Genomic DNA, 23,204 nt, shown 5'->3' with positions numbered 1-23,204 from the left:
GGCCCATCATAGCGGGACTGACTCCGTTCAGGAAGCCGCTGGTGATTGAGTCTTGCTATAGCCCTCCATGAGTAGGGTTATAACCTAACCTCTAGTTGCCCGGCGAGACAAATGCGATACCCGTACGCAGCGCTGCGCCCCGAATATGTTCGTGCATGGCCCTCTGCGCCGGGCCAGACGCATGCCGAACCAACGCACGGAGAATTTTCCGGTGCTCTTGCCAGGTCTCAAGCGCCCTTTCTGCCCGAATAAACGGCAATTTCTGACTCTCTAGAAAGATATCGGCGCTCGCCGTGACGATCCCGACCATGGCCTGATTGCCGCTGGCCACCAGAATATGCCTATGGAATTCGAAGTCGAGACGCGCGGCTTTGTCGAAATCCCCCGCCCGCAGCTCGACACGCATTGATTCGACATTATCTTCCAGCACATCCAGCTCGTCGGCGGTGAGGGTCATCGCCGCCAGACTCGCTGCAAAACCTTCCAGGGCATAGCGAAGCTGAAAAGTATCCGCCGGTGAAACTTGCGCAGCGAAAGGCCAGGAAAATCCCTTCGCGCCCTGTTTTGGTTCAGAAATGGACTGAACGAAAACCCCTTTTCCCGGCTGCACGCTGACCACGCCCAGCGCGCTGAGCGAGGACAATGCTTCGCGCAAAGACGCCCGACTGACGCCCAGATGCAGGGCCAGATCTCGCTGCGAAGGCAGGCTGTCGCCGGGTTCGTAGCCTTGTTCAACAATCAATTTCCGAATCGCCTGTAAGGCGGCTTCAGGTACGGCGAGCGGGCTTGGATGCATAACAGTTAAGACCGGTCAGTCCAGTGAAACTCCCTTGTATCGCTCTCGCGCCGATCCGGCAAGCGATGCACGGCCCCGGGCCGCCCGCGTCTTTTTGCGCGCTAAAACAGGGCAAATAAACGCCCAACTGTTCAGACCAGTAAGACCACTAACAACGCGAAGTCCGCCGTTTCAGGGCCTTGGCGTGGGCTGGCATGGGCTGTGCACTGGTGTTTTTCTATACCGAGTGTTTTTTAAGAAATGCCTTTCGTACGATTCGGAGACTTCCTATGACCAAGCGTTCCAGCGCCCTGCTCACCGCCCTGTTTGCCAGCCTGATGCTTAGCCAGGCGGCTGCCCAGGCAAACGATCTGAACGACGTGATGACCCGTGGCACCTTGAAAGTCGCTGTGCCTCAGGATTTCCCGCCTTTCGGCTCGATCGGCCCGGACATGAAACCCCGCGGCCTGGACATCGACACCGCGCAATTGCTGGCAGACCAACTGAAAGTGAAGCTGGAACTGACCCCGGTCAACAGCACCAACCGCGTGCCCTTTCTGACCACCGGCAAGGTGGATCTGGTGATTTCCAGCCTCGGCAAGACGCTCGACCGGGAAAAAGTCATCGACTTTTCCCGTGCCTATGCGCCCTTCTACCTCGCCGTGTTTGGTCCGCCTGACGCACCAATCAGCAGCCTGAATGACTTGGTCGGCAAGACAGTCAGCGTCACCCGTGGCGCCATCGAGGACATCGAGCTGACCAACGCAGCGCCAGAAGGCGTGACCATCAAGCGCTTTGAAGACAACAACTCGACCATCGCCGCCTACCTTGCTGGCCAGGTGGACCTGATCGCTAGCGGCAACGTGGTGATGTCGGTGATCAGCGAACGCAACCCGAAGCGCATCCCGGCGCTGAAAGTGAAACTCAAGGACTCGCCGGTTTACATCGGTGTGAACAAGAACGAGCCGGAACTGCTGGCCAAGGTCAACGAAATCCTCAACGCCGCACGCACCGATGGCGCACTGGAAAAGAACTCCCAGACCTGGCTCAAACAACCGCTGCCGGCAGGTTTCTGACTATTTTTTGCGCAATGAGTCACGAGATCAGCCACGTGCTTATTTCTGACCCGAGGGCCTGACATGGCGTATCACTTTGACTTTGTACCTGTCCTGCAAAACGCCAATCTGCTGTTGAAGGGCGCCTTGTTCACCCTCGAATTGACCGCCATCGGCACCCTGCTCGGCGTTAGCCTGGGGATTGTCGGCGCAGCGGTCAGGGCGTGGAACATTCGTCCGTTTTCGGTGATGTTCAGCATCTACGTCGAGCTGATCCGCAACACGCCGTTTCTGGTGCAGTTGTTTTTTATCTTCTTCGGCTTGCCGTCGCTAGGGATCAAGATCACCGAGTGGCAGGCCGCCGTGCTGGCCATGGTGGTCAACCTCGGCGCCTATTCGACCGAAATCATCCGCGCCGGGATTCAAGCCATACCTCGCGGACAGCTGGAAGCCGCTGCCGCCCTGGCTATGACGCGTCTGGAGGCGTTCCGCCATGTTGTGCTGATTCCCGCGCTGGGCAAGGTCTGGCCAGCACTGAGCAGCCAAATCATCATCGTCATGCTCGGCTCGGCGGTGTGCTCGCAGATCTCCACCGAAGAGCTGAGCTTCGCCGCCAACTTCATTCAGTCGCGCAACTTTCGCGCCTTCGAAACGTACATCGTCACCACGCTGATCTACCTGTGCATGGCGCTGCTGATCCGCCAGTTGCTGGCGTGGATCGGACGCCGCTACATCTCGAGGAATAGCTGATGGAGTTCTCCCTCTGGGACGTCGTGCGCAACTTGCTGACCGGCCTGCAATGGACCTTGGCGCTGTCGCTGGTGGCGTTCATTGGCGGTGGCCTCATTGGCCTGCTGGTGATGACCCTGCGCATTTCCAAAAAGGGAGCGCCGCGCTTTATTGCCCGGGTGCACATCGAGCTGTTTCAAGGCACGCCCCTGTTGATGCAACTGTTCCTGATTTTTTTCGGCGTCGCATTGCTGGGCATCGACATTTCGCCGTGGCTGGCCGCCGCGCTGGCCTTGACCTTGTTTACCAGTGCGTACCTGGCGGAGATCTGGCGCGGCTGCGTCGAGTCCATTGCCAACGGCCAATGGGAAGCGTCCGCCAGCCTCGCGCTGTCGCCGTTTGAACAGTTGCGCTATGTGATCCTGCCGCAAGCCTTGCGCATCGCTGTTGCGCCGACGGTGGGCTTCTCGGTGCAGGTGGTCAAAGGCACCGCCGTCACCTCGATCATTGGTTTTACCGAACTGACCAAAACCGGCGGCATGCTCGCCAACGCGACCTTCGAACCCTTCATGGTTTACGGCTTCGTCGCCCTTGGTTATTTTTTGCTCTGCTACCCCTTGTCGCTCAGTGCCCGCTACCTGGAAAGGAGACTGCATGCCTCTGCTTAGAATTTCCGCCTTGCATAAATACTACGGCGACCATCACGTGCTTAAAGGCATCGACCTGACCGTTGAAGAAGGCCAGGTGGTGGCGATCATCGGCCGTAGCGGCTCGGGCAAAAGCACCCTGCTGCGTACCCTCAATGGGCTGGAATCGATCAACGACGGCGTGATTGAGGTCGACGGTGAATACCTCGACGCAGCGCGCGCTGACTTACGCAGCCTGCGGCAAAAGGTTGGCATGGTGTTTCAACAGTTCAATCTGTTCCCGCACTTGAGCGTGGGTGAGAACGTCATGCTCGCACCGCAGGTGGTGCAAAAAATGCCTCGCGCCAAGGCGGCGGAGATGGCGCGACAGATGCTCGAGCGCGTCGGGCTGGCGGAAAAATTCGATGCTTTTCCGGATCGTTTGTCTGGCGGTCAGCAACAGCGTGTGGCGATTGCCCGGGCGTTGGCGATGTCTCCCAAGGTGCTGCTGTGCGACGAGATCACCTCGGCACTTGACCCTGAGTTGGTCAACGAAGTGCTCAGCGTCGTGCGCAAACTGGCAGAGGAAGGGATGACCCTGATTATGGTGACTCACGAAATGCGCTTTGCCCGTGAAGTCGGCGACAAACTGGTGTTCATGCACCAGGGCAAGGTGCACGAAACCGGCGATCCGAAGATCCTCTTCGCCAACCCGCAAACACCGGAATTGGCGAATTTTATTGGCTCCGTAGAACACGGCGCCTGACAAGGTCCGTGACCTGTAGGGGCTGGCTTGCCTGCGATCCGCCTGACGCGGCGTGACAGACATATCGCTATCGCGGCGGTGCGGCGATCTGACAAGCCCGCTCCTACAGGAATGTCGTTTTACAAAATTTCGTCAGGCTTGACGATCACCCAGTTCTTGTCCGCCGTAACCGGCAAACCTTCTTTGGCCTGAGCCTCGGCATTGCTTTTCATCATGCCGTTGAGTTGGGTCATGTATTTGTCTTTGCGATTGACCCACAGGTGCACGCCGCCTTTGGCCACGTCAACGCTGTGGAACAGCATGTAGCCATCACTGCTCGGGGTGTCGCCGCCGACCAATACTGGCTTCTTCCACTGGTCGATGTAGGTCAGGATTGCCGCTTGTTTACCCGCCATCCAGGTCGCTGGCGTCCACAAGTACGGCGTCAGTTCGAGGCTGAGGTTGGCTTTCTCGTCATACTTGCCGGCGCTGATTTGTTTGCGCGCGGTGGTCAGCTCGCCGGTCTTGCGATCTTTGAGTAGCGTGCTGACACCAATAACGTTCTGTGGTTTGACGTTGTAGCCGTACTTCGGATCCGCCGCGATCATGCGCACCAGTTCCTCGGAGGCGGCGGTCATCACGTAAACCTCGATGCCGTTTTCCATCAGCTTGTTGTACAGCTCCACTTGGCCAGTAAAGACCTTGGGCGGCTCGACGTTGATGGTTTTGACCACATCACCATCGTAATAGGTGCTGGGTACCGGCTTGCCGGAGGCCATCATCTCGTCGACGTAGCCTTTGAGTTCTTGCAGGGTGAAACCGGAGAACACTTGGGCGACCCATGGGTAACACACCATGTCGTCGACTTCACACAAGCGGTAGTAATAACTGAACAGGCTTTCCTTGTGGTCAGCGGTGTCCTTGAAGGGGATCAGCTTGAGGGAAGGATCGAGCTTTTCGCGGGTGATAAGGCCCTTGTTTTCCATGTACGGCAACAACGACTCTTCCACGTCGTAGCGATAGCTGGTGTTGTCCATGTCGAACACGGCGAAGTTACCCTTGTTGGCGTTGGCTTCGATCATGGCATTGAGCTGTTTGGCCTGGGCGGCAGGCCAGTGGGTCAACTCAGTGGCGAAAGTCAGATTGGCAAGTCCTATACCCAAGCCCAACGTCAGTACGGCGGCAAACATCTTTGGCGCGATTTTCATAACGGCGTCCCCTCCTAGTTTGACCATTGACCCTAGCAAAATTTGATGACACTTCAGTCACCTCAACGACCGCCTACTTGCTGAATACGTCACTCCAATTGCAGATTTACGACAACGCCTTATTCCAAAAACGACACTAACCATTCCATATCCGTATTAATTGTTTGCTTTTCAGGGTGTTAGGCTTGGCGGTTAGCAATCGCCATTGAATGCGATTGGCACAACTCAAATCAGGAGCCTCAATGAATTTGCCGCTGATTTTAAATCTGCTGGTGTTCGCCGCCTTGTTGTTCGCGCTGGCACAAACCCGCCACACCTCCTGGAGCCTGGCGAAAAAAGTGCTGTTCGGCCTTGGGCTGGGCGTGGTGTTTGGTGCTGCGCTGCACGGGATTTACGGCGACGACAATCAAAGCCTGAAAACCACCATCGGTTGGGTAGACCTGGTGGGCAATGGTTACGTGCAGTTGTTGCAGATGATCGTCATCCCTCTCGTATTCGCCTCGATCCTCAGTGCCGTTGCGCGCCTGCATAACGCATCGTCGCTGGGCAAGATCAGCTTCCTGACCATTGGCACATTGCTGTTCACCACCGCGATTGCGGCGCTGATCGGTATTCTGCTGACCAACCTGTTTGGCCTCACCGCCGAAGGGCTGGTGGCCGGCACCAAGGAGGCCGCACGCCTGCAAACAATTCAAAGTGACTACGCAGGCAAGGTCGCCGACCTGAATATCCCGCAGTTGCTGCTGTCGTTTATCCCGCAGAACCCTTTCGCCGACCTGGCCAAAGCCAAGCCGACCTCGATCATCAGCGTGGTGATTTTCGCCGCGTTCCTCGGCGTCGCGGCCTTGCAACTGCTCAAGGATGATGTAGAGAAAGGCAACCGTGTGATCGCCGCCATCGACATTCTGCAAGCCTGAGTAATGCGCCTGGTGCGGGTAGTGATGAAGTTGACCCCGTATGGCGTGCTGGCGCTGATGACCAAAGTCGTGGCCGGTTCCAATCTGCAGGACATCATCAAGCTGGGCAGCTTTGTCGTGGTGTCCTACATCGGCCTGACGTTGATGTTCGCGGTGCACGGTCTGCTGCTGTCGCTGGCCGGGATCAACCCGCTGCGCTATTTCCGCAAGGTCTGGCCGGTGCTGACCTTCGCCTTCACCAGCCGCTCCAGTGCGGCCAGCATTCCGCTGAGCATCGAAGCGCAAACCCGCCGTCTGGGCGTTCCACAATCCATCGCCAGCTTCGCCGCTTCGTTTGGCGCGACCATTGGCCAGAACGGCTGCGCCGGGCTTTACCCCGCGATGCTGGCGGTGATGGTTGCGCCTACCGTGGGTATCAACCCGCTTGATCCAGTTTGGATCGCGACGCTGGTGGCGATTGTGACCTTGAGTTCGGCGGGCGTGGCCGGCGTGGGTGGCGGCGCAACCTTCGCGGCGTTGATCGTGCTTCCGGCGATGGGCTTGCCGGTGACGCTGGTGGCGTTGTTGATCTCGGTCGAGCCACTGATCGACATGGGGCGCACGGCGCTGAACGTAAACGGCTCGATGACTGCCGGGACCATTACCAGTCAGTTGATGCAGCAGACCGACAAGCGCCTGCTGGATACTGACGAACATAAGGAATTGGCTCAGGGTTGAAGGGCCTGCGGAGGCGCCAGCAACAGCGCCTCCGCGTTTTTCAGTCAGCTTGCCGCAGCGCGCAATTTATCCAGATCAAGAATGCGAATTTCACCATAACTGATCTCCAGCACGCCCTGCGATTCCAGGTCCTTGAGGATTTTGTTGGTGGTCTGCCGAGACATCGACAGCATCAGCGCCAGTTGCTCCTGGGACAGTTCGATCACCTGCCGCGAGTGATTGATTTCGCCATAACCCTCGGCAATCAATAGCAATCGGCACGCCACGCGGGCGGGCGCCGACAGCAGGCTTTGTTGCTCCAGATGGACGAACGTCAGGCGCAGCTTCTGGCTCATCAGCAGCGCAAAGTAGCGCCAATACTGCGGTTCCTTTTCCAGCAGCGCTTCCAGTTTGGGCTGCGACACCTGCAACAGAATGGTGTGGCCTTCGGCAAACGCGTCGTGGGTTCGCGGCAATCCGTCGAACAGCGAGACCTCGCCAAACCAATACGGCAATTGAATCCTCGACAGCAGCGTTTGCTTGCCCTCGTCACTGACCGCGCCGATGCGTATTGCGCCTTCGAGCACCGCATACAGCCCGCAAGGCGGGTCGCCGCGACGGAAAAGTGCCTTGCCGGGGAGCAGGCGTTTCACTCTGGCCGAGTCGATCAAGCTATCCTGCAAAGCAGCAGGCAGGCTGCTGAACCACTGCCCGCTCAGCAGCCGGTTTCGCCATGCATCTCCATTCATGTGGGCTCCTTAATTCCAGACTTTGTCGGCTAGCTGACAAAGCTTTTTCACATTTCGAGGCATGATCGTTACTCCACAGGAGGAATAACAATGAAAAACCTCGTTGATCATCTCAGTCAATACGCGGCCTACCACCGTGACACGCGCAATATCGCCAGCCACTTTATCGGTATTCCGCTGATTGTGGTGGCGGTTGCGGTGCTGCTTTCGCGTCCGGGTGTTGCCATTACGGGTCTTTGGCTCTCGCCCGCAACCCTGCTGACGCTGGCCTCGCTGCGTTTTTACTTCAAGCTGGACCTGGCGTTTGGCGTGCTGATGACGGTGTTATTGGGCCTGTGCCTGTGGGCGGGGCAAGCGCTGGCGGTGCAATCGACCATGGTCTGGTTGAGTGCTGGCCTCGGTTTGTTTGTGGTGGGCTGGGCGATTCAGTTTGTCGGCCATCATTACGAAGGGCGTAAGCCCGCGTTCGTCGATGACCTTACAGGACTCATCGTCGGGCCACTGTTCGTGGTGGCGGAAGTGGCGTTCTTGCTGGGGATGCGCAAGGCGTTGCAGCACGACATTGAGAATCGTGTCGGGCCGACCGGGCGGCGGGAACGTAAAGCCATCTGATGATTATTTGTAGGAGCTGACGAAGGCTGCGATAAGGTCGGAACGACCTTCTGGATGTAAAATCTACGACCGGTTTCCGGCCGATCGCAGCCTACGGCAGCTCCTACAGGGTATTTAAATACCGGCCAGCTTCTGCCAAACCTTCGGTTTGAAGAACAACGTCTCGCCCCGCGCCAAACCGATCAGGCTGTCGTGGTCTTTTACCACTTCAGCTTCGATCAACTCGCTCTGCCCTTCGACTTTCAGCGTCACACGCGTGGTCGCACCCAATGGACGGATATCGCGGACTTCGGCTGCGTGGTGATCGTCCAGCTCATGCCTGGACAACGACACTTCGTGCGGCCGGAACAGCACGTGGTTGTCTTCGCCCAAGTGCAGGCGGTTAGAGTCACCGAGGAAGTGGTACACAAAATCGCTGGCCGGGTTTTCGTAGACGTCGCCCGGTGAGCCAATCTGCTCGATCACGCCCTTGTTCATCACCACGATACGGTCGGCCACTTCCATGGCTTCTTCCTGGTCGTGGGTCACGAATACCGACGTCAGGTTGATATCTTCGTGCAGACGCGCCAACCAACGGCGCAGTTCTTTACGGACCTTGGCATCCAGCGCGCCGAAGGGTTCGTCGAGCAGCAACACTTTCGGCTCGACCGCCAGCGCGCGGGCCAGGGCGATACGTTGGCGTTGGCCACCGGAGAGTTGCTCCGGATAGCGATCAGACAGCCAATCGAGCTGCACCATGTTCAACAGTTCATGGACTTTGACCGCAATCTGGCTTTCGTTCGGGCGCTGTTTTTTCGGCTTCATGCGCAGGCCGAAGGCGACGTTGTCGAACACCGTCATGTGGCGAAACAAAGCGTAGTGCTGGAACACAAAGCCGACGTTACGATCACGCACGTCGTGTTCGGAGACGTCTTCACCGTGGAACACGATACTGCCCTGATCCGGCGTCTCCAGGCCGGCAATGATCCGCAGCAAGGTGGTTTTGCCACAGCCTGACGGGCCGAGCAAGGCAACGAGTTCGCCACTCTGAATGTTCAGATTGATGGAATTCAGAGCCTTGAAGGCGTTGAAGTTTTTGCTGACGTTACGGACTTCGATCGACATGAATTATTCCTCCGCCGCACTTTGGCGCAGACGGGTAATGCGCGACTCGCTCCACTGCTTGAGCAGCAGGATGAACAGCGCCAGGATCAGCAACAGGCTCGCCACGGCGAACGCTGCGACGTGGTTATATTCGTTGTAGAGAATCTCGACATGCAGCGGCAAGGTGTTGGTCACCCCGCGAATGTGCCCGGAAACCACCGACACCGCGCCGAACTCACCCATGGCCCGCGCGGTACACAACACCACGCCGTAGATCAGCCCCCACTTGATGTTTGGCACAGTCACATGCCAAAACATTTGCCAGCCATTGGCGCCCAGCAGCCGCGCGGCCTCTTCTTCCTGCGTGCCTTGTTCCTGCATCAGCGGGATCAGCTCACGGGCGACGAAGGGCACGGTGACGAAGATGGTCGCCAGCACGATGCCCGGCAAGGCGAAGACGATCTGAATGTCGTGATCCTGCAACCACGGCCCGAAAAAGCCCTGAGCGCCGAACATCAGCACGTAGACCAGACCGGCGATTACCGGCGAGACCGAGAACGGCAGGTCGATCAGCGTTACCAGAATACTTTTGCCGCGGAACGAGTATTTGCTCACGCACCAGGCGGCGCTGACGCCAAATACCACGTTGAGCGGCACCGAAATCAATACCGCGATCACCGTCAGCTTCAGCGCCGACAAAGCGTCGGGCTCGAAGATCGCGGTGAAGAAGGCACCCAAACCGTTTTTCAGACCCTGCGACACTACGATAAACAACGGCAGCGCCAGGAACAGAATAAACACCAGCCAGCCAAGGCCGATGAACACTCTGCGCGAAACGGCGCTGCCACGGCGGGCAGAGTTGGCGGCGGAGGCGGCGATAAGCGTTGAATTGGACATGCGGTGCGCCTCCTTATGGGGTTTCGATGCGACGCTGCAGCAAGTTGATCAGCAGCAGCAGAATGAAAGAAACCACCAACATCATCACGCCGATGGCGGTGGCGCCGGTGTAGTCGTACTGGTCGAGCTTGACCATGATCAGCAGCGGCAGGATTTCGGTCTTCATCGGCATGTTGCCGGCAATGAAGATTACCGAGCCGTATTCACCGACCCCGCGGGCAAACGCCAGGGCGAAACCGGTCAACCAGGCGGGCAGCAATGCTGGAACCAGAATGTAGCGAAACACTTGTAAGGGCTTGGCACCGAGGCAGGCTGCAGCTTCTTCGACTTCACGGGGGATGTCAGCCAATACCGGCTGCACAGTCCGCACCACGAAGGGCAGCGTGACGAAGGTCAGGGCCAGGGTGATACCGAACGAGGTGTAGGCGATTTTGATGCCGAAGTCGGCGGCGAATTGTCCGACCAGCCCAGTCGGCGTGTACAGCGCAGTCAGGGCGATACCGGCGACAGCGGTCGGCAGGGCAAACGGCAGGTCGATCATCGCGTCGATGATCTTGCGTCCGGGGAAGGTGTAGCGCACCAGCACCCAGGCCAGCAGTGTGCCGATCACGCCGTTGATGATGGCGGCGTAGAACGCGGAACCAAAACTCAGCTTCAACGCGGATACCACTCGCGGCGAGCTGATGATGGCCCAGAATTGATCCCAGGTCAGCTGCGCGGCATGTACGAACATCGCCGACAGCGGAATCAACACAATCAAGCTGAGGTACACCACGGTGTAGCCCAGCGTCAGCCCGAAGCCGGGTATGACGGGGGAGATGCGTCGCGACATATAAGTCCTTGGCTAACACACAAAACCCGGAAGCAAATCCGGGTCAATCCAAAACAGGGCGACAGGCCCGAAAGCCCATCGCCCAAAACGGTTATTGCGCCTGATAAATCTGATCGAACACGCCACCGTCGTTGAAGAATTTCGGCTGCGCAGTTTTCCAGCCGCCGAAGTCTTTGTCGATGGTCACCAGCTCCAGTTTCGGGAACTGCTTGGCGTATTCAGCGGCGACCTTCTCGTCACGCGGACGGTAGAAGTTCTTCGCCACGATTTCCTGGCCTTCCTTGCTGTACAGGTGTTCGAGGTAGGCTTTGGCGATTTCGCTGTTGCCCTTTTTCTCGGCGTTCTTGTCGACAACGGCCACCGGTGGCTCGGCCAGAATCGACAGCGACGGTACGACGATGTCGAACTTGTCTTTGCCGCCGTCTTCTTTCAGCGCCAGATAAGCTTCGTTTTCCCACGCCAGCAACACGTCACCCTGACCGTTGTTGACGAAGGTGATGGTCGAGCCGCGAGCACCGGTGTCCAGAATCGGTACGTGCTTGAACAAGGTCTGAACGTATTCCTGCGCCTTGGCTTCGCTGCCGCCGGCTTTCAAGCCATAGGCCCAGGCGGCGAGGAAGTTCCAGCGGGCACCGCCCGAGGTTTTCGGGTTAGGCGTGATCACTGAAACGCCGTCCTTGATCAGATCGCCCCAGTCCTTGATGCCTTTCGGGTTGCCCTTGCGCACCAGGAACACGATGGTCGAGGTGTACGGCGTGCTGGCGTCCGGCAGACGGGTCTGCCAGTTCTCCGGCAGGGTTTTGCCCAGTTTGGCGATTTCGTCGATATCACCGGCCAGGGCCAGGGTCACTACGTCGGCGCGCAGACCATCGATCACCGCGCGACCTTGTTTGCCCGAACCACCGTGGGACTGCTGGATTTTGACGTTGTCGTCAGCGTGGGTCTTCTTCCAGAAGCTGATGAATTCGGCGTTGTAATCCTGATACAGCTCGCGCGTCGGGTCGTAGGACACGTTGAGCAGCTCGATATCCTTGGCGACGGCTGGACCCGCGAATACGGCAGTGGCGAGTGCGGCCAAGGCAAAACGGCGAATAGACATGGGGTGAAGCTCCTGGACAATTCTGTGTGTGCTGTTTTTTTAATGTGTTGGGTCAGCAGTCGCCGCGTTCACCTGGTCGGGGGTTCAGCTTGGTTTGGTGCTCGGCGTTTGCAGGCGGAATTTTTCTTTACGTTCGATCTGCACCACTTGTGCGTTGTGCACAGTGATTTCTACCGCTCCGAAACGCAGGTCACGTAGGGCACTCTGGATTTCGCGCAGAATGCTTGCTTCGTCCTGGCCGTCAACGCTACGCAGAGATGCGCTCATGATGTCGCTCCTTGGAAAGAGGTGCCTGCAGTCACGGATTCGGGGTAACTGCTTGTGGCGTTGAGCGATCATAGAGAGAGACAGTTATTCTTAAAAATACTGTTTAGTCATGCAGATATAACTAAAGTGAATTTGAACGAGTTTTTGCAAAGGTCTGTAGGAGCTGGCTTACCTGCGATCTGTCGCGAAGCGGCAGCAAAATCAGTCCGCACGGTGTGTCAGGCAAAACCGACAACCCGGACTTGCGACCGCTGCGCGGCCGATCGCAGGCAAGCCAGCTCCTACACAGACCGCGTCTGCTTCGGCTGAATGGAGAGCTGCTCGGCAGGCTGCGGGCGACCGAATAAATAGCCTTGCCCCAGCTGACAGTGGTTTTCGAGGAGAAAGCTGGCCTGATCGCTGCGTTCGATCCCTTCCGCCAGTACGCGCATGCCCAACGCCTGCCCCAGCGCGATGATCACCCGCACGATGGCGACGTCATCTTCGTCGTGCGGTAAACCAGCGACAAAACCCTGGTCGATTTTCAGCTTTTGCACCGGCATGCGCTTGAGCCGCAACAGTGACGAATAGCCTGTGCCAAAATCGTCGATAGCCAGGCGCAAACCCAGTTCGCGCAGGTGATGCAGTTGCTCGATAGCCATTTCCGGGTCTTCCATCACTGCGCTTTCGGTCACTTCCAATTCCAGATGCTTCGGATCGAGGCCGGTTTCGCGTAACACCTGCGCCACTTGCTGAGGCAGATCGCCACGGCTGAACAGCCGGCTGGAAACATTCACCGCGATAAAATCCAGGTCCAGACCCGCCGCCTGCCACTGGCACATTTGCTGGCATGCGTGCTTCAACACCCAGGCATCGAGGTCAGCAATCAATCCACTCTGCTCAGCAATCGGAATGAACTCGCCCGGCGATACCAGCCCGCGCTGCGGATGTTGCCAACGTACCAAGGCTTCGACGCCCAGCATGCGACCGCTGTAGAGGTCATGCACCGGCTGATAAAACACCCGCAGTTCTTCGGATTCGATGGCGCGGCGCAATTCGCTGTCCAGTTCGACCCGCAGCTGAGCGTGGGACGTGAGCTCTTCGGTGTACAGCGCATAACCTTCGCGACCATTGCTTTTGGCCTTGAACAGCGCCGAATCAGCGTTGCGCAACAGTTGCTCGGCATTCACCGCGTCATTAGGGAACAGGCTGATACCAACGCTGGCGCTGATGAACAATGGGTGATCGTCGAGTACAAAGGGCTCTTTCAGGCCATCGATTAACCGCTGTGCCAACGCCGCCGCCTGCCCCACTTGCTGGCAGCCCTCGGCCAACACGGCAAACTCATCACCACCAAGACGCGCCAGGGTCATGCCATTGTCGATCAAGGTTTCCAGGCGTCCGGCGATGCTTTTCAGCAACTGATCACCAACGTTATGCCCGAGGCTGTCGTTGATGTTCTTGAAGTGATCCAGATCGATCAGTAATAACGCACAGCCGCGCTTGTGGGTTTGGCCGTAGGTCAACCCCTGGCTGACGCGCTCGGTAAACAGCAGTCGATTAGACAGACCGGTCAACGGATCGTAGTGCGCCAGCAGGACCAATTCGGTTTCTGAGCGCTTGATCGCGGTGATGTCGGAGAACACTGCCACATAATGACTGACAGCCCCCAAGTCATCCTTGAGGCTGCGGATGCATTGCCATTGCGGATATATTTCCCCGCTTTTGCGCCGGTTCCAGATTTCTCCGCTCCATTGCCCGCTGTTTTGCAGCGACTGGAACATCGCCTGATAAAACCCCGGCCCGTGGCGACCGGATTTGAACTTGCTCGGGTTCAAGCCCAGCACTTCCTCTTGCTGGTAGCCGGTGATTTCCATGAACGCCCGGTTTACATGAACGATCGCCCCCTGGTGGTCAGTCACCAGTACACCTTCGCGCGTGCTGTCGAAAACCAGGGCCGCCTGACGCAAACGCTCCTGATCCTCTTTTTGCGGGCGAAATCGGGTACGGGAAAGGAAGATCAGAGCGGCGCTGAAAGTCAGCCACAGGTAACCATTGATCAGTTGCCATTGATTCAGCAGGCCCGAGTCATCGAGCAGGCGCGGCAGCAAAAGCTGATTGAATTCGAGCCACAAAACCGAGAGCAAGGCGTACAGAAGGGCCGAGCGCAACGCTTCACGAGTAGAAATCGACATAAAAAAAGAATGTCCTTACGAAAGGCGCGGATTATAAGCAGAAACATTCAGCTACTTTTATCTAAAAGCGCGACTGGTTTTATCTCGTGGCTTAGTGATAATGCGCGTTGCCGCTTTTTTTCTCGAGTGGGCAGTATTTGCCGAGCATCTTTTTCGAGGACTACACAGTCTATGTGGAACAACGGGCTACTTGACCTATCAGTCTGGCAACTGGTGGCAGTCACTTTATTGATAACCCACGTGACCATTGTCGGGGTCACGGTTTACTTGCATCGTTATTCAGCGCACCGCGCACTAGAGCTTAATGCCGGGCTCAAGCACTTCTTCCGTTTCTGGCTGTGGCTGACCACCGCACAGAACACCCGCGAGTGGACCGCTATCCACCGCAAGCACCACGCCAAGTGCGAAACCGTCGATGATCCGCACAGCCCGGTGATTAAGGGCCTGTCGACCGTGCTGCGCAAAGGTGCCGAGCTGTACCGCGCCGAAGCGGAAAACCCGGAAACCCTGCGCATCTACGGCAAAAACTGCCCCGACGACTGGATCGAACGCAACCTGTACAGCCGCTTTCCGTTGCTCGGTGTGGCGATCATGGGCGTTATCGACCTGGCGCTGTTCGGCATTATCGGCATCACCGTCTGGGCGATCCAGATGATGTGGATTCCGGTCTGGGCCGCCGGCGTGATCAATGGTCTGGGGCATGCGGTCGGCTATCGCAACTTCGAATGCCGCGACGCAGCCACCAATCTGGTGCCGTGGGGCATCCTGATCGGCGGCGAAGAGCTGCACAACAACCATCACACCTACCCCAACTCGGCCAAGATGTCGGTCAAGAAATGGGAATTCGACATGGGCTGGGCCTGGATCAAGTTGTTCACCTGGCTGGGTCTGGCCAAGGTTCAGCGCATTGCGCCGATTGCTCACCGGGTCGAAGGCAAGGGTTCGCTGGACATGGATACCGCGATGGCGATCCTCAACAACCGCTTCCAGATCATGGCGCAATACCGCAAGCTGGTGATCGGGCCGTTGGTAGCGCAAGAGCTGGCCAAGGCCGACGCCTCGGTCCGCCACCAGTTCCATCGGGCCAAACGCCTGCTGTCGCGGGAAACCAGCCTGCTGAACGACCACCATCACCTGCACATTCAGACCATGCTGGAACACAGCCAGGCGCTGAAAGTGATTTACGAGAAGCGCCTGGCCCTCCAGCAGATCTGGCTCAAGACCAGCAGCAACGGCCACGACATGCTGGCGGCGATCAAAGACTGGGTCCACGAAGCCGAAGCCAGCGGGATCCAGTCGCTGCGTGATTTCGCTGACCAGCTGAAAACCTACTCGCTGCGCCCTGCGGCCTGACACCGTTGATCGGCGCGCTACGTCCGGTAGCGCGCCAGTTGAACTTCATACCTTACAATCGATCACAACACCCACTCACCATTCCGGTGGGCAGTGTTGTGGCTGTGCGCCGCACATCTTCTTGAGATGCAGTGCCCATGGACAACCCGACGCCCTTCAATCATCCCACCGATCTTCCCGCAGCGGCGGAGACCCTTCTCGCGTTAATGCACGCCCAGGCCGAAGTCGCGCGGCTGAGCGAACGCGAGCAGCTGTTCAGTTCTCTGCTGGTCAGCGTCAACGCTGTGTTGTGGGCGTTCGACTGGGAAACCCAGCAAATGGTCTACGTCAGCCCCGCCTACGAGCGAATTTTCGGACGTTCCGCCGGCTTGTTGCTCGCCGACTACAACGAATGGCGTGACAGCATCTACCCGGACGATCTGGACTACGCCGAACGCAGCCTGACGGAAGTGCTGGAGAAGGGTTCGATCGAAGACCGCGAATACCGCATCATCCGCGCCGACGGCAAGATTCGCTGGCTGAGCGACAAGTGCTTTGTCAGTCGCCGAGAGCCGGGTCAGCGCTTGATCGTGGTGGGCATTGCCGAAGACATCACCGAAAAGAAGCAGTTAGAGGGTGAGCTTCAGCGGCTTGCCACAACTGACGTCCTCACCCAAAGCAGCAACCGTCGCCACTTCTTCGAATGCGCCCACTACGAGTTCGAACAGTCCCGGGCACAGGGCTTGCCGATGGCTTTCTTGCTGCTGGACGTCGACGACTTCAAGCGTGTTAACGACACCTATGGCCACCAGGAGGGCGATCAGGTGTTGCAGCGTATCGCCGACAGCGGTCGCTCCGCCTTGCGTCGAGGCGACGTATTCGGGCGAATCGGTGGCGAAGAATTTGCCGCCGTATTTCCCGGCTGTGCCCCCGATATGGCGCGGCAGATTGCCGAGCGGTTGCAACGCGAGGTTCAGCGCTTGAGTTTCCAGAGCGGTGACCTGACCTTCGGCATTACCGTTAGCCAGGGCCTGACAAACTTGCGCGACGATGACGAAGGCCTGGAAGCCCTCTACGCCCGCGCCGATGCCGCGATGTACCAGGCCAAGCGCCAGGGCAAGAATCAGATTGTGTTGGTTTGATGACTCTGTCCCTGTAGGAGCGGGCTTGCCCGCGATCAGCGATTTGTCAGTTAAACCGCAGATCGCGGGCAAGCCCGCTCCTACAAAATGGGGTGACGGCTTACTTCTTGCGCAACCTGCCCAATTCCGACGTGCCAATCTTCAACAACCGCGCCGGCTTGCTGTTGGCCAGCCCATCGAGACCATCCTCCGGCCTCAGCAACGCCATTTGTGCCGCGACATTCATCGCCAATGCCTCGCGCGAATGCACCCCACCACTGAACTGGTAGACCGCCGCAATCAACTCACGTAATTCCAGCGGCATCCGCCAGCGCCTGCGCAAGTCTGAGCCGAAGGCAGCCGCGTACTCGTCCAGCGCTGCATCGATCGCCTCCTCATCCAGCTCGCCACCCGCCAGCAGCCAATCCTGCAGGCAACGCAGCACCGACAGATCGCCCAAACGACTCAGCAAGCCCGCGCAGAAACAACGCTCCTGATCCAGTTCAAGCAAGCGCCCCAGCGCCCGTGCATATTCCGCCGTACCTCGAGACAGTTCCCAAAACTGCTGGGCCCTGGCGATCAATGTCTCGTCCGTCAACGTGGCGCCACGCTTCGCGGTCAGGCTCAGGAGCAGATTGACGCTCTGCACCGATCCCAACACCTGCAACGCCTGAGACAGCGTCTGCGTAGCCTTGCCCTGGTGCTGTTCAGCGCTGTTGGCCGCCGCGATCAACACCGCCGTGACATGCGGATCAAGGCGCAGTGCCTGCTCCAGCAACGCCACATCCAGACCGGCCTTGCGCTGGCTGATTTTCACGGCCAGTTTCACGTCCATCGACAACGGCGCGCCATCGGCAATCTCACGGCGGTTATCGAGAAAGTGCGAAAGACTCAAGCCTGCCGACAGAACCGGCGCATCGCAGGCCACGGGCTCACCCTTCACCAGCAAGTCTGTCAGACGCTGGCGCAGGCCATCCATGTTCAAGGGTTTGGTCAAATAAGCGGTCGGCGCCAGCGGTACTGCTTCACGCACACTGGCGGTATCACTGCGACTGCTCATTAAAATGAACGCCACCTCGGGCTGACGCCGTTGCTGGCGAACCCCGCGCAACAAACTCAAGCCATCGGTGCCAGGCAGTTCCCAGTCAGCGATCACCAGATCGGGCCGGTGATGGGTCAACCACTCCCAGGCTTGCTGGCCGTCCGCGCACACTTTGAGGTCCGCATCGCAACGCACTTCGAGGACTAATTCGGTCAGCATGTCACGCACCCAAGGATCAGCCTCGGCTATCAGCACGCGTGGAGCAGCGGGTAAATCTACAGCGGTCATTCAGAACTCTCCTACGACAGTATTAGCACCTTAGCTAATGGCTGAACGAGGACACGGATTTAAGCGCAAATGCCTGGCCCAAAACAAAAAAAAACCCGCCGAAGCGGGTTTTTTTGTCGACTCGGTCACATTTACGCGATTTCGGCGAAGCACTCTTCGAGGATCGCCAGACCTTTGTCCAGCAGCGCGTCGTCAGCAGTCAGCGGAACCAGCACGCGCAACACGTTGCCGTAAGTACCGCACGACAGCAGGATCAAACCCTTGTCGCGTGCCTTGGCCACAACCTGAGCCACCGCAGCAGCGTTAGGCTTGTGCGAGTCGCCGTCTTCGAACAGCTCGACCGCAATCATCGCGCCCAGCGCACGAACTTCGCCGATCACCGGGTGCTTGGCCTGGATGGCACGCAGACCGGTCACCAGATGCTCGCCGACCGCTTTGCAACGGTCCAGCAGGTTCTCTTCGTCAAACACTTCCAGCACGGCCAGCGCAGCTGCGCAAGCCACCGGGCTACCGGCATAAGTACCGCCCAGGCCGCCTGGAGCAATGGCGTCCATGTATTCGGCTTTGCCACACACACCAGCCAACGGGAAACCGCCAGCGATGGATTTAGCAAAGGTGGTCAGGTCGGCAGCAACGCCCATCTGTTCCATCGCGAAGAACGTACCGGTACGGCCAGCGCCGGTTTGTACTTCGTCGGCGATCAGCAGAATGCCGTGCTTGTCGCACAGGGCGCGCAGACGCAGCATGAATTCTTTCGGCGCGACGTAGAAACCGCCTTCGCCCTGAACCGGCTCGATGATGATCGCAGCGATGTCACGCGGCTCGGCATCGTTCTTGAAGATGCGTTCGATGCTGGCGATGGAATCGTCAACGCTCACGCCGTGCAGCTCGCACGGGAACAGTGCGCGGAATACGCCGCCTGGCATCAGGCCCATGCCGGCCGAGTAAGGCACGACTTTACCGGTCAGACCCAGGGTCATCATGGTACGGCCGTGGTAAGCGCCGGTGAACGCGATCACACCAGCACGGCCAGTGGCAGCGCGGGCGATTTTCACAGCGTTTTCTACCGCTTCGGAACCGGTGGTGACCAACAAGGTTTTCTTGTCGAAGTTACCCGGTACGCGAGCGTTGATTTTTTCGCACAGCTCTACATACGGCTCGTAAGCCAGTACCTGGAAGCAGGTGTGAGTCAGTTTGGTCAGTTGCTCTTGCACGGCCGCGATGACTTTCGGGTGCAGGTGACCGGTGTTCAATACCGCGATGCCGCCGGCGAAGTCGATGAACTCACGACCTTCAATGTCGGTCACGGTAGCGTTCTTGGCCGAAGCGGCGAAGATCGGGTGGATCTGGCCAACACCGCGCGGAACAGCGGCATTGCGGCGTTGCATCATTGATTCGTTAGTCTTGCTCATGAATTCCTCAGTCACCGCTCATCGGGCGGCGTGGTTCAAGGATTAAGCAGCCGGTTGGCAGTTGCAGCAGCATTCGATGATCGACTGCTGCAACTTCCCGGCTACCAGGTGAATTACGTGTTACGACTGTGCTGACAGAATTAGATGCCCAGGCACAGGTATTTGATTTCCAGGTAATCTTCGATGCCGTACTTGGAACCTTCGCGGCCCAGACCCGACGCCTTGATGCCGCCAAATGGCGCGACTTCGTTGGAGATCAGACCGGTATTGACGCCGACCATGCCGTATTCCAGCGCTTCGGAAACACGGAACACACGGCTCAGGTCACGAGCGTAGAAATACGACGCCAGACCGAATTCGGTGTCGTTGGCCATCGCGATCACTTCGGCTTCGTCTTTGAAGCGGAACAGCGGAGCCAGTGGGCCAAAGGTTTCTTCCTTGGACACAGCTGCATCTTTGGAAACGTTGACCAGAATAGTCGGCTCAAAGAAGTTGCCTTCCAGGCTGTTGCCGCCGGTCAGCACCGTCGCGCCTTTGGCGATGGCATCGGCGATGTGTTCCTTGACCTTGGTCACTGCTTTCTCATCGATCAGCGGACCCGTGGTGGTGCCTTCGTCCAGACCATTACCGATTTTGAGCTTGGCAACTGCGGCTTTCAGCTTGTCGGCGAACGCATCGTAAACACCGTCCTGAATGTACAGGCGGTTGGCGCAGACGCAGGTCTGACCGTTGTTACGGTACTTGGAGATAATCGCCCCTTCGACAGCCTTGTCCAGATCGGCGTCGTCGAACACGATAAACGGCGCGTTGCCGCCCAGCTCCAGCGAGACTTTCTTGATGTCCTTCGCGCATTCAGCCATCAGCTGACGACCGACTTCGGTGGAACCAGTGAACGACAGTTTGCGCACGATCGGGTTGCTGGTCAGCTCGCCGCCGATATCGCCAGCACTGCCGGTGACAACGCTGAATACGCCTTTCGGAATGCCGGCACGCTGTGCCAGTTCGGCCAATGCCAATGCCGAGAACGGAGTTTGCGAAGCTGGCTTGAGCACCATGGTGCAACCCGCCGCCAGCGCCGGGCCGGCTTTACGGGTGATCATCGCGGCCGGGAAGTTCCACGGCGTAATCGCAGCGGTCACACCGATCGGTTGCTTGATCACGATCAGACGCTTGTCCGGCTGGTGACCCGGGATCACGTCGCCATAGACGCGCTTGGCTTCTTCAGCGAACCACTCAATAAAGGAAGCGGCATAAACGATCTCGCCCTTGGCTTCGGCCAATGGCTTGCCCTGCTCCAGGGTCATCAGGCGCGCGAGGTCGTCCTGGTTTTCGATCATCAATTCGAACCAGCGACGCAGCTTGTTCGAACGCTCTTTGGCGGTCAGTGCACGCCAGGCCGGCAGGGCTTTGTCTGCAGCTTCAATGGCACGACGGGTTTCAACGGCGCCCATCTTTGGAACGGTGCCGAGGATTTCGTTGGTAGCCGGGTTGTTAACCTTGATCGTCTGACCACTGTCAGCATCCAGCCAAGCACCATCAACGTAGGCTTGCTGGCGGAACAACGTAGGATCTTTAAGCTGCATGTCGGCCTCCTAAACAGCACCGCGCAGACGCGGGGCGGATATTTTAATTGTTCGAGGCACCTCTATAGAGAGGTGGCCGTCAGGAAATCGTTACCGGACTCAACCACTCAGAACGCATCGATCAACAATCGTGCGGTTGGCATTCGGCCAAAAGCGTTTGAAATCTCAAACGAATCCTAGGGACTACTAGGGTAAAGGACAATAGCCTGTTCGAAAAAAAGAACGAAAACGTCGTTTTGGTGATTATTGTCGGATCAATGACACTGGTTACGTGCAAAATCCACAACGCCGCTTGCCAGCATGGACGCCCGGCCCCCAGATGAGTATCATGGCGCCCGCGTTGCACCAGTAGCTCAGCTGGATAGAGTACTGCCCTCCGAAGGCAGTGGTCGTGGGTTCGAATCCCGCCTGGTGCACCAATTAATTCAAGGCTTACAGCCTAACCCGCCTGCCAGCAGATACGCCCGTGACAGCAGGGTGACAGCAGCAGCCAAAAAAAGCCCCGCACAGGTAGCCCTGACGGGGCTTTTTTCTAAGTTAAATAGCTTCGTCTGAAATATTGACTGATTGGGATGGCGGGGTGTCTTTGATATAGATGATACTCACCCCAATATCATGGATGAGCTCGAAACGGACTGTAAATCTAATGGCTATATTTCTGATCGTCCCCATCGCCAACCCTCCGCTGATCGAACGCGAGCTTGAGTCGCTTAAGGCCAGTGGAAAGCTAGATTTTATCAAGCTTCCAACCTCAGGGTTCGCGGTTAGCTATTCTGGTACGAGCCAGGAGTTGTCGAATCTGACGGGCGTCACCGATGGTACTACCGGAACCGGAGTTGTGGCAGCAATCAGCTCGTACTACGGACGAGCACCAACAAATATTTGGGAATGGATCAAGTCAAGGTGGGAGGCATAATGGTTAGACATCGACGTGACGATGACACTACGCCCTCGCCACCAGATTCCACACCGCCCAAGTCTGGCCCCGACTGGGCTATGCAAGCCTTTATCGACCTGAAGGTAGCGATGACGTCAATGGAGGGTAGCATCCGCAATCTGACCGAAAAGGTGGTCGAGTTAAAGGATGAGCAATCCAAAGTCAAATCTAAGCTATCCAACGTGGAAAAGCAGATATACGCAGCCACTGCTGTAATTACAGTTGTAATCGGGATTGGCGGATATCTAGGCAACAAAGCTATCGATTTTGGTATGGATATGGCGAAACGCACGGTTTATAGCCAGCCAGCGCCTACAGCACCACAGCCCCAATTGACGCCGCAGCAACAGGCGCCGCGAAATACTAGGTGAGTTAAGATGAGCGGCCCCTGATGCGCAGCACTGTAGTGGTCGAGCAGTCCGCGTGCCGCGCCGTCGCGCGAATGCCAAGCCCCGCCTTCAGTAATTCGTTCACACGCTTGTGCAGATCGGCGTCGACCGGGCGCCCTTGGTACTTGCCGTCAGCCTTGGCCTTCTCAATACCTTGGGCCTGGCGCTCGCGGCGCTGCTCGTAATCCTTGCGCGCGATCGCGGCCATCATTTCCACCAGCATCGAATTGATTGCACCCAGCATCCGGCCGGTGAACTCGTCGCCCTTGGTGTCCTGCATACCCTGGTGGCTGGTTGGCAGATCCAGTGCAACGATGCGCAGGCCCTTGGAGTCAATCGACGCCTTGAGCTTCTGCCAGTCTTCGGCGGGGAGTCGGGAAAGTCGATCTATGGATTCCACCAGCAGCACGTCACCCTTGCGCGCATCCTTGAGCAGGCGCAGCAACTCCGGCCGATCCGCCGCAGCGCCGCTGGCATTCTCCAAGTATTCGCTGGCGATGACTTTGTTGTGGTCGCTGGCGAATTGCTCGAGTGACGCCCGGGCGCGGCCGGCGTCCTGCTCATCGGTTGAGGCTCGAAGGTATGCGCGGATGAACATGATGTGCTTCCCGTATCAGTTAAGGTGTCTCACTAATA

The 23,204-nt window shown here is 57.9% G+C and carries 21 protein-coding genes, 1 tRNA gene and 1 pseudogene; 10 read left to right on the top strand and 13 right to left on the bottom strand.

From position 1 onward, the window contains the following. Window positions 1–91 precede the first annotated feature (91 nt). Window positions 92–796: a FadR/GntR family transcriptional regulator gene (locus tag ACF0H7_RS00405; RefSeq protein ID WP_397450886.1), complete on the bottom strand. Its 705-nt coding sequence runs from the start codon at window positions 794–796 to the stop codon at window positions 92–94. Between the two features lie 269 nt (window positions 797–1,065). Here ACF0H7_RS00405 and ACF0H7_RS00400 point away from each other — a divergent pair, with 269 nt between their 5' ends. The 4 genes from ACF0H7_RS00400 to ACF0H7_RS00385 all read left to right on the top strand — a co-directional run bounded on the left by ACF0H7_RS00400 (window position 1,066) and on the right by ACF0H7_RS00385 (window position 3,951). Continuing rightward, window positions 1,066–1,851: a transporter substrate-binding domain-containing protein gene (locus ACF0H7_RS00400; RefSeq protein WP_397450885.1), complete on the top strand. Its 786-nt coding sequence runs from the start codon at window positions 1,066–1,068 to the stop codon at window positions 1,849–1,851. A 63-nt stretch (window positions 1,852–1,914) separates the two neighbouring features. Beyond that, a complete protein-coding gene (locus tag ACF0H7_RS00395) occupies window positions 1,915–2,580 on the top strand; it encodes an amino acid ABC transporter permease (protein ID WP_397450884.1) in 666 nt (221 codons plus the stop codon). After that, window positions 2,580–3,227: an amino acid ABC transporter permease gene (locus tag ACF0H7_RS00390; RefSeq protein ID WP_397450883.1), complete on the top strand. Its 648-nt coding sequence runs from the start codon at window positions 2,580–2,582 to the stop codon at window positions 3,225–3,227. Before ACF0H7_RS00395 ends, ACF0H7_RS00390 begins: the two co-directional genes overlap by 1 nt. After that, a complete protein-coding gene (locus ACF0H7_RS00385) occupies window positions 3,214–3,951 on the top strand; it encodes an amino acid ABC transporter ATP-binding protein (RefSeq protein ID WP_397450882.1) in 738 nt (245 codons plus the stop codon). Before ACF0H7_RS00390 ends, ACF0H7_RS00385 begins: the two co-directional genes overlap by 14 nt. Window positions 3,952–4,070: 119 nt before the next feature. Here ACF0H7_RS00385 and ACF0H7_RS00380 read toward each other — a convergent pair whose 3' ends face one another. Continuing rightward, on the bottom strand, window positions 4,071–5,120 hold the full coding sequence (locus tag ACF0H7_RS00380; protein ID WP_397453777.1) for a haloacid dehalogenase-like hydrolase: 1,050 nt from the start codon (window positions 5,118–5,120) through the stop codon (window positions 4,071–4,073). A 260-nt stretch (window positions 5,121–5,380) separates the two neighbouring features. On the opposite strand from ACF0H7_RS00380, the pseudogene ACF0H7_RS00375 reads away from it, so the two are divergent. Further along, window positions 5,381–6,772 (top strand): annotated as a pseudogene (locus ACF0H7_RS00375) (L-cystine transporter). Between the two features lie 44 nt (window positions 6,773–6,816). On the opposite strand, the gene ACF0H7_RS00370 reads toward ACF0H7_RS00375, so the two are convergent. Continuing rightward, window positions 6,817–7,500 carry a Crp/Fnr family transcriptional regulator gene (locus ACF0H7_RS00370; RefSeq protein WP_397450881.1) on the bottom strand — a complete coding sequence of 228 codons (684 nt, stop codon included), beginning with the start codon at window positions 7,498–7,500 and terminating at the stop codon, window positions 6,817–6,819. A gap of 90 nt (window positions 7,501–7,590) precedes the next feature. Here ACF0H7_RS00370 and ACF0H7_RS00365 point away from each other — a divergent pair, with 90 nt between their 5' ends. Continuing rightward, the gene (locus ACF0H7_RS00365) at window positions 7,591–8,112 is read left to right on the top strand and encodes a DUF962 domain-containing protein (RefSeq protein ID WP_397450880.1); all 522 of its coding nucleotides are present in this window, start codon (window positions 7,591–7,593) and stop codon (window positions 8,110–8,112) included. Between the two features lie 114 nt (window positions 8,113–8,226). On the opposite strand, the gene ACF0H7_RS00360 is transcribed toward ACF0H7_RS00365, so the two are convergent. The 6 genes from ACF0H7_RS00360 to dibA form a co-directional block, all read right to left on the bottom strand. Further along, the gene (locus ACF0H7_RS00360; protein WP_397450879.1) at window positions 8,227–9,216 is read right to left on the bottom strand and encodes a sulfate/molybdate ABC transporter ATP-binding protein; all 990 of its coding nucleotides are present in this window, start codon (window positions 9,214–9,216) and stop codon (window positions 8,227–8,229) included. A 3-nt stretch (window positions 9,217–9,219) separates the two neighbouring features. Then, a complete protein-coding gene (gene cysW, locus ACF0H7_RS00355) occupies window positions 9,220–10,092 on the bottom strand; it encodes a sulfate ABC transporter permease subunit CysW (protein ID WP_397450878.1) in 873 nt (290 codons plus the stop codon). A gap of 13 nt (window positions 10,093–10,105) precedes the next feature. Further along, window positions 10,106–10,924 carry a sulfate ABC transporter permease subunit CysT gene (gene cysT, locus ACF0H7_RS00350; RefSeq protein ID WP_397450877.1) on the bottom strand — a complete coding sequence of 273 codons (819 nt, stop codon included), beginning with the start codon at window positions 10,922–10,924 and terminating at the stop codon, window positions 10,106–10,108. A 91-nt stretch (window positions 10,925–11,015) separates the two neighbouring features. Continuing rightward, window positions 11,016–12,023, bottom strand: a complete 1,008-nt coding sequence (locus ACF0H7_RS00345; protein ID WP_397450876.1) for a sulfate ABC transporter substrate-binding protein — start codon at window positions 12,021–12,023, stop codon at window positions 11,016–11,018. 84 nt (window positions 12,024–12,107) lie between these two features. Then, on the bottom strand, window positions 12,108–12,290 hold the full coding sequence (gene oscA / locus ACF0H7_RS00340; RefSeq protein WP_297842391.1) for a sulfur starvation response protein OscA: 183 nt from the start codon (window positions 12,288–12,290) through the stop codon (window positions 12,108–12,110). 281 nt (window positions 12,291–12,571) lie between these two features. Then, on the bottom strand, window positions 12,572–14,464 hold the full coding sequence (dibA, locus tag ACF0H7_RS00335; protein WP_397450875.1) for a phosphodiesterase DibA: 1,893 nt from the start codon (window positions 14,462–14,464) through the stop codon (window positions 12,572–12,574). 171 nt (window positions 14,465–14,635) lie between these two features. Between dibA and desA the strand changes: the two genes are divergently transcribed. Then, window positions 14,636–15,817: a delta-9 fatty acid desaturase DesA gene (desA, locus tag ACF0H7_RS00330; RefSeq protein WP_397450874.1), complete on the top strand. Its 1,182-nt coding sequence runs from the start codon at window positions 14,636–14,638 to the stop codon at window positions 15,815–15,817. A 137-nt stretch (window positions 15,818–15,954) separates the two neighbouring features. Beyond that, complete coding sequence (locus ACF0H7_RS00325) at window positions 15,955–16,938, top strand: GGDEF domain-containing protein (protein ID WP_397450873.1); 984 nt, start codon at window positions 15,955–15,957, stop codon at window positions 16,936–16,938. Window positions 16,939–17,038: 100 nt separating this feature from the next. Here the strand turns inward: ACF0H7_RS00325 and ACF0H7_RS00320 are convergent, their stop codons facing one another. From ACF0H7_RS00320 to gabD, 3 genes are all read right to left on the bottom strand, one after another. Then, a complete protein-coding gene (locus ACF0H7_RS00320; protein WP_397450872.1) occupies window positions 17,039–18,247 on the bottom strand; it encodes an HDOD domain-containing protein in 1,209 nt (402 codons plus the stop codon). Window positions 18,248–18,378: 131 nt separating this feature from the next. Then, window positions 18,379–19,659, bottom strand: coding sequence for a 4-aminobutyrate--2-oxoglutarate transaminase (gene gabT / locus ACF0H7_RS00315; RefSeq protein WP_397450871.1), 1,281 nt, complete (start codon window positions 19,657–19,659; stop codon window positions 18,379–18,381). Between the two features lie 140 nt (window positions 19,660–19,799). Beyond that, window positions 19,800–21,242, bottom strand: a complete 1,443-nt coding sequence (gabD, locus tag ACF0H7_RS00310) for an NADP-dependent succinate-semialdehyde dehydrogenase (protein ID WP_397450870.1) — start codon at window positions 21,240–21,242, stop codon at window positions 19,800–19,802. A gap of 342 nt (window positions 21,243–21,584) precedes the next feature. Here gabD and ACF0H7_RS00305 point away from each other — a divergent pair. Together ACF0H7_RS00305 and ACF0H7_RS00300 are read left to right on the top strand one after the other, a co-directional pair. Then, window positions 21,585–21,661: transfer RNA gene (locus tag ACF0H7_RS00305), tRNA-Arg, on the top strand. A 577-nt stretch (window positions 21,662–22,238) separates the two neighbouring features. Beyond that, complete coding sequence (locus ACF0H7_RS00300) at window positions 22,239–22,550, top strand: hypothetical protein (RefSeq protein WP_397450869.1); 312 nt, start codon at window positions 22,239–22,241, stop codon at window positions 22,548–22,550. 1 nt (window position 22,551) lies between these two features. Here ACF0H7_RS00300 and ACF0H7_RS00295 read toward each other — a convergent pair whose 3' ends face one another. Then, window positions 22,552–23,166, bottom strand: a complete 615-nt coding sequence (locus tag ACF0H7_RS00295; protein ID WP_397450868.1) for a recombinase family protein — start codon at window positions 23,164–23,166, stop codon at window positions 22,552–22,554. Window positions 23,167–23,204: the final 38 nt, after the last annotated feature.

Origin of the sequence: Pseudomonas sp. NA-150 (assembly GCF_044336365.1) — a bacterium.
Lineage (GTDB): Bacteria > Pseudomonadota > Gammaproteobacteria > Pseudomonadales > Pseudomonadaceae > Aquipseudomonas.
This window is presented reverse-complemented; position numbering and strand designations above follow the sequence as displayed.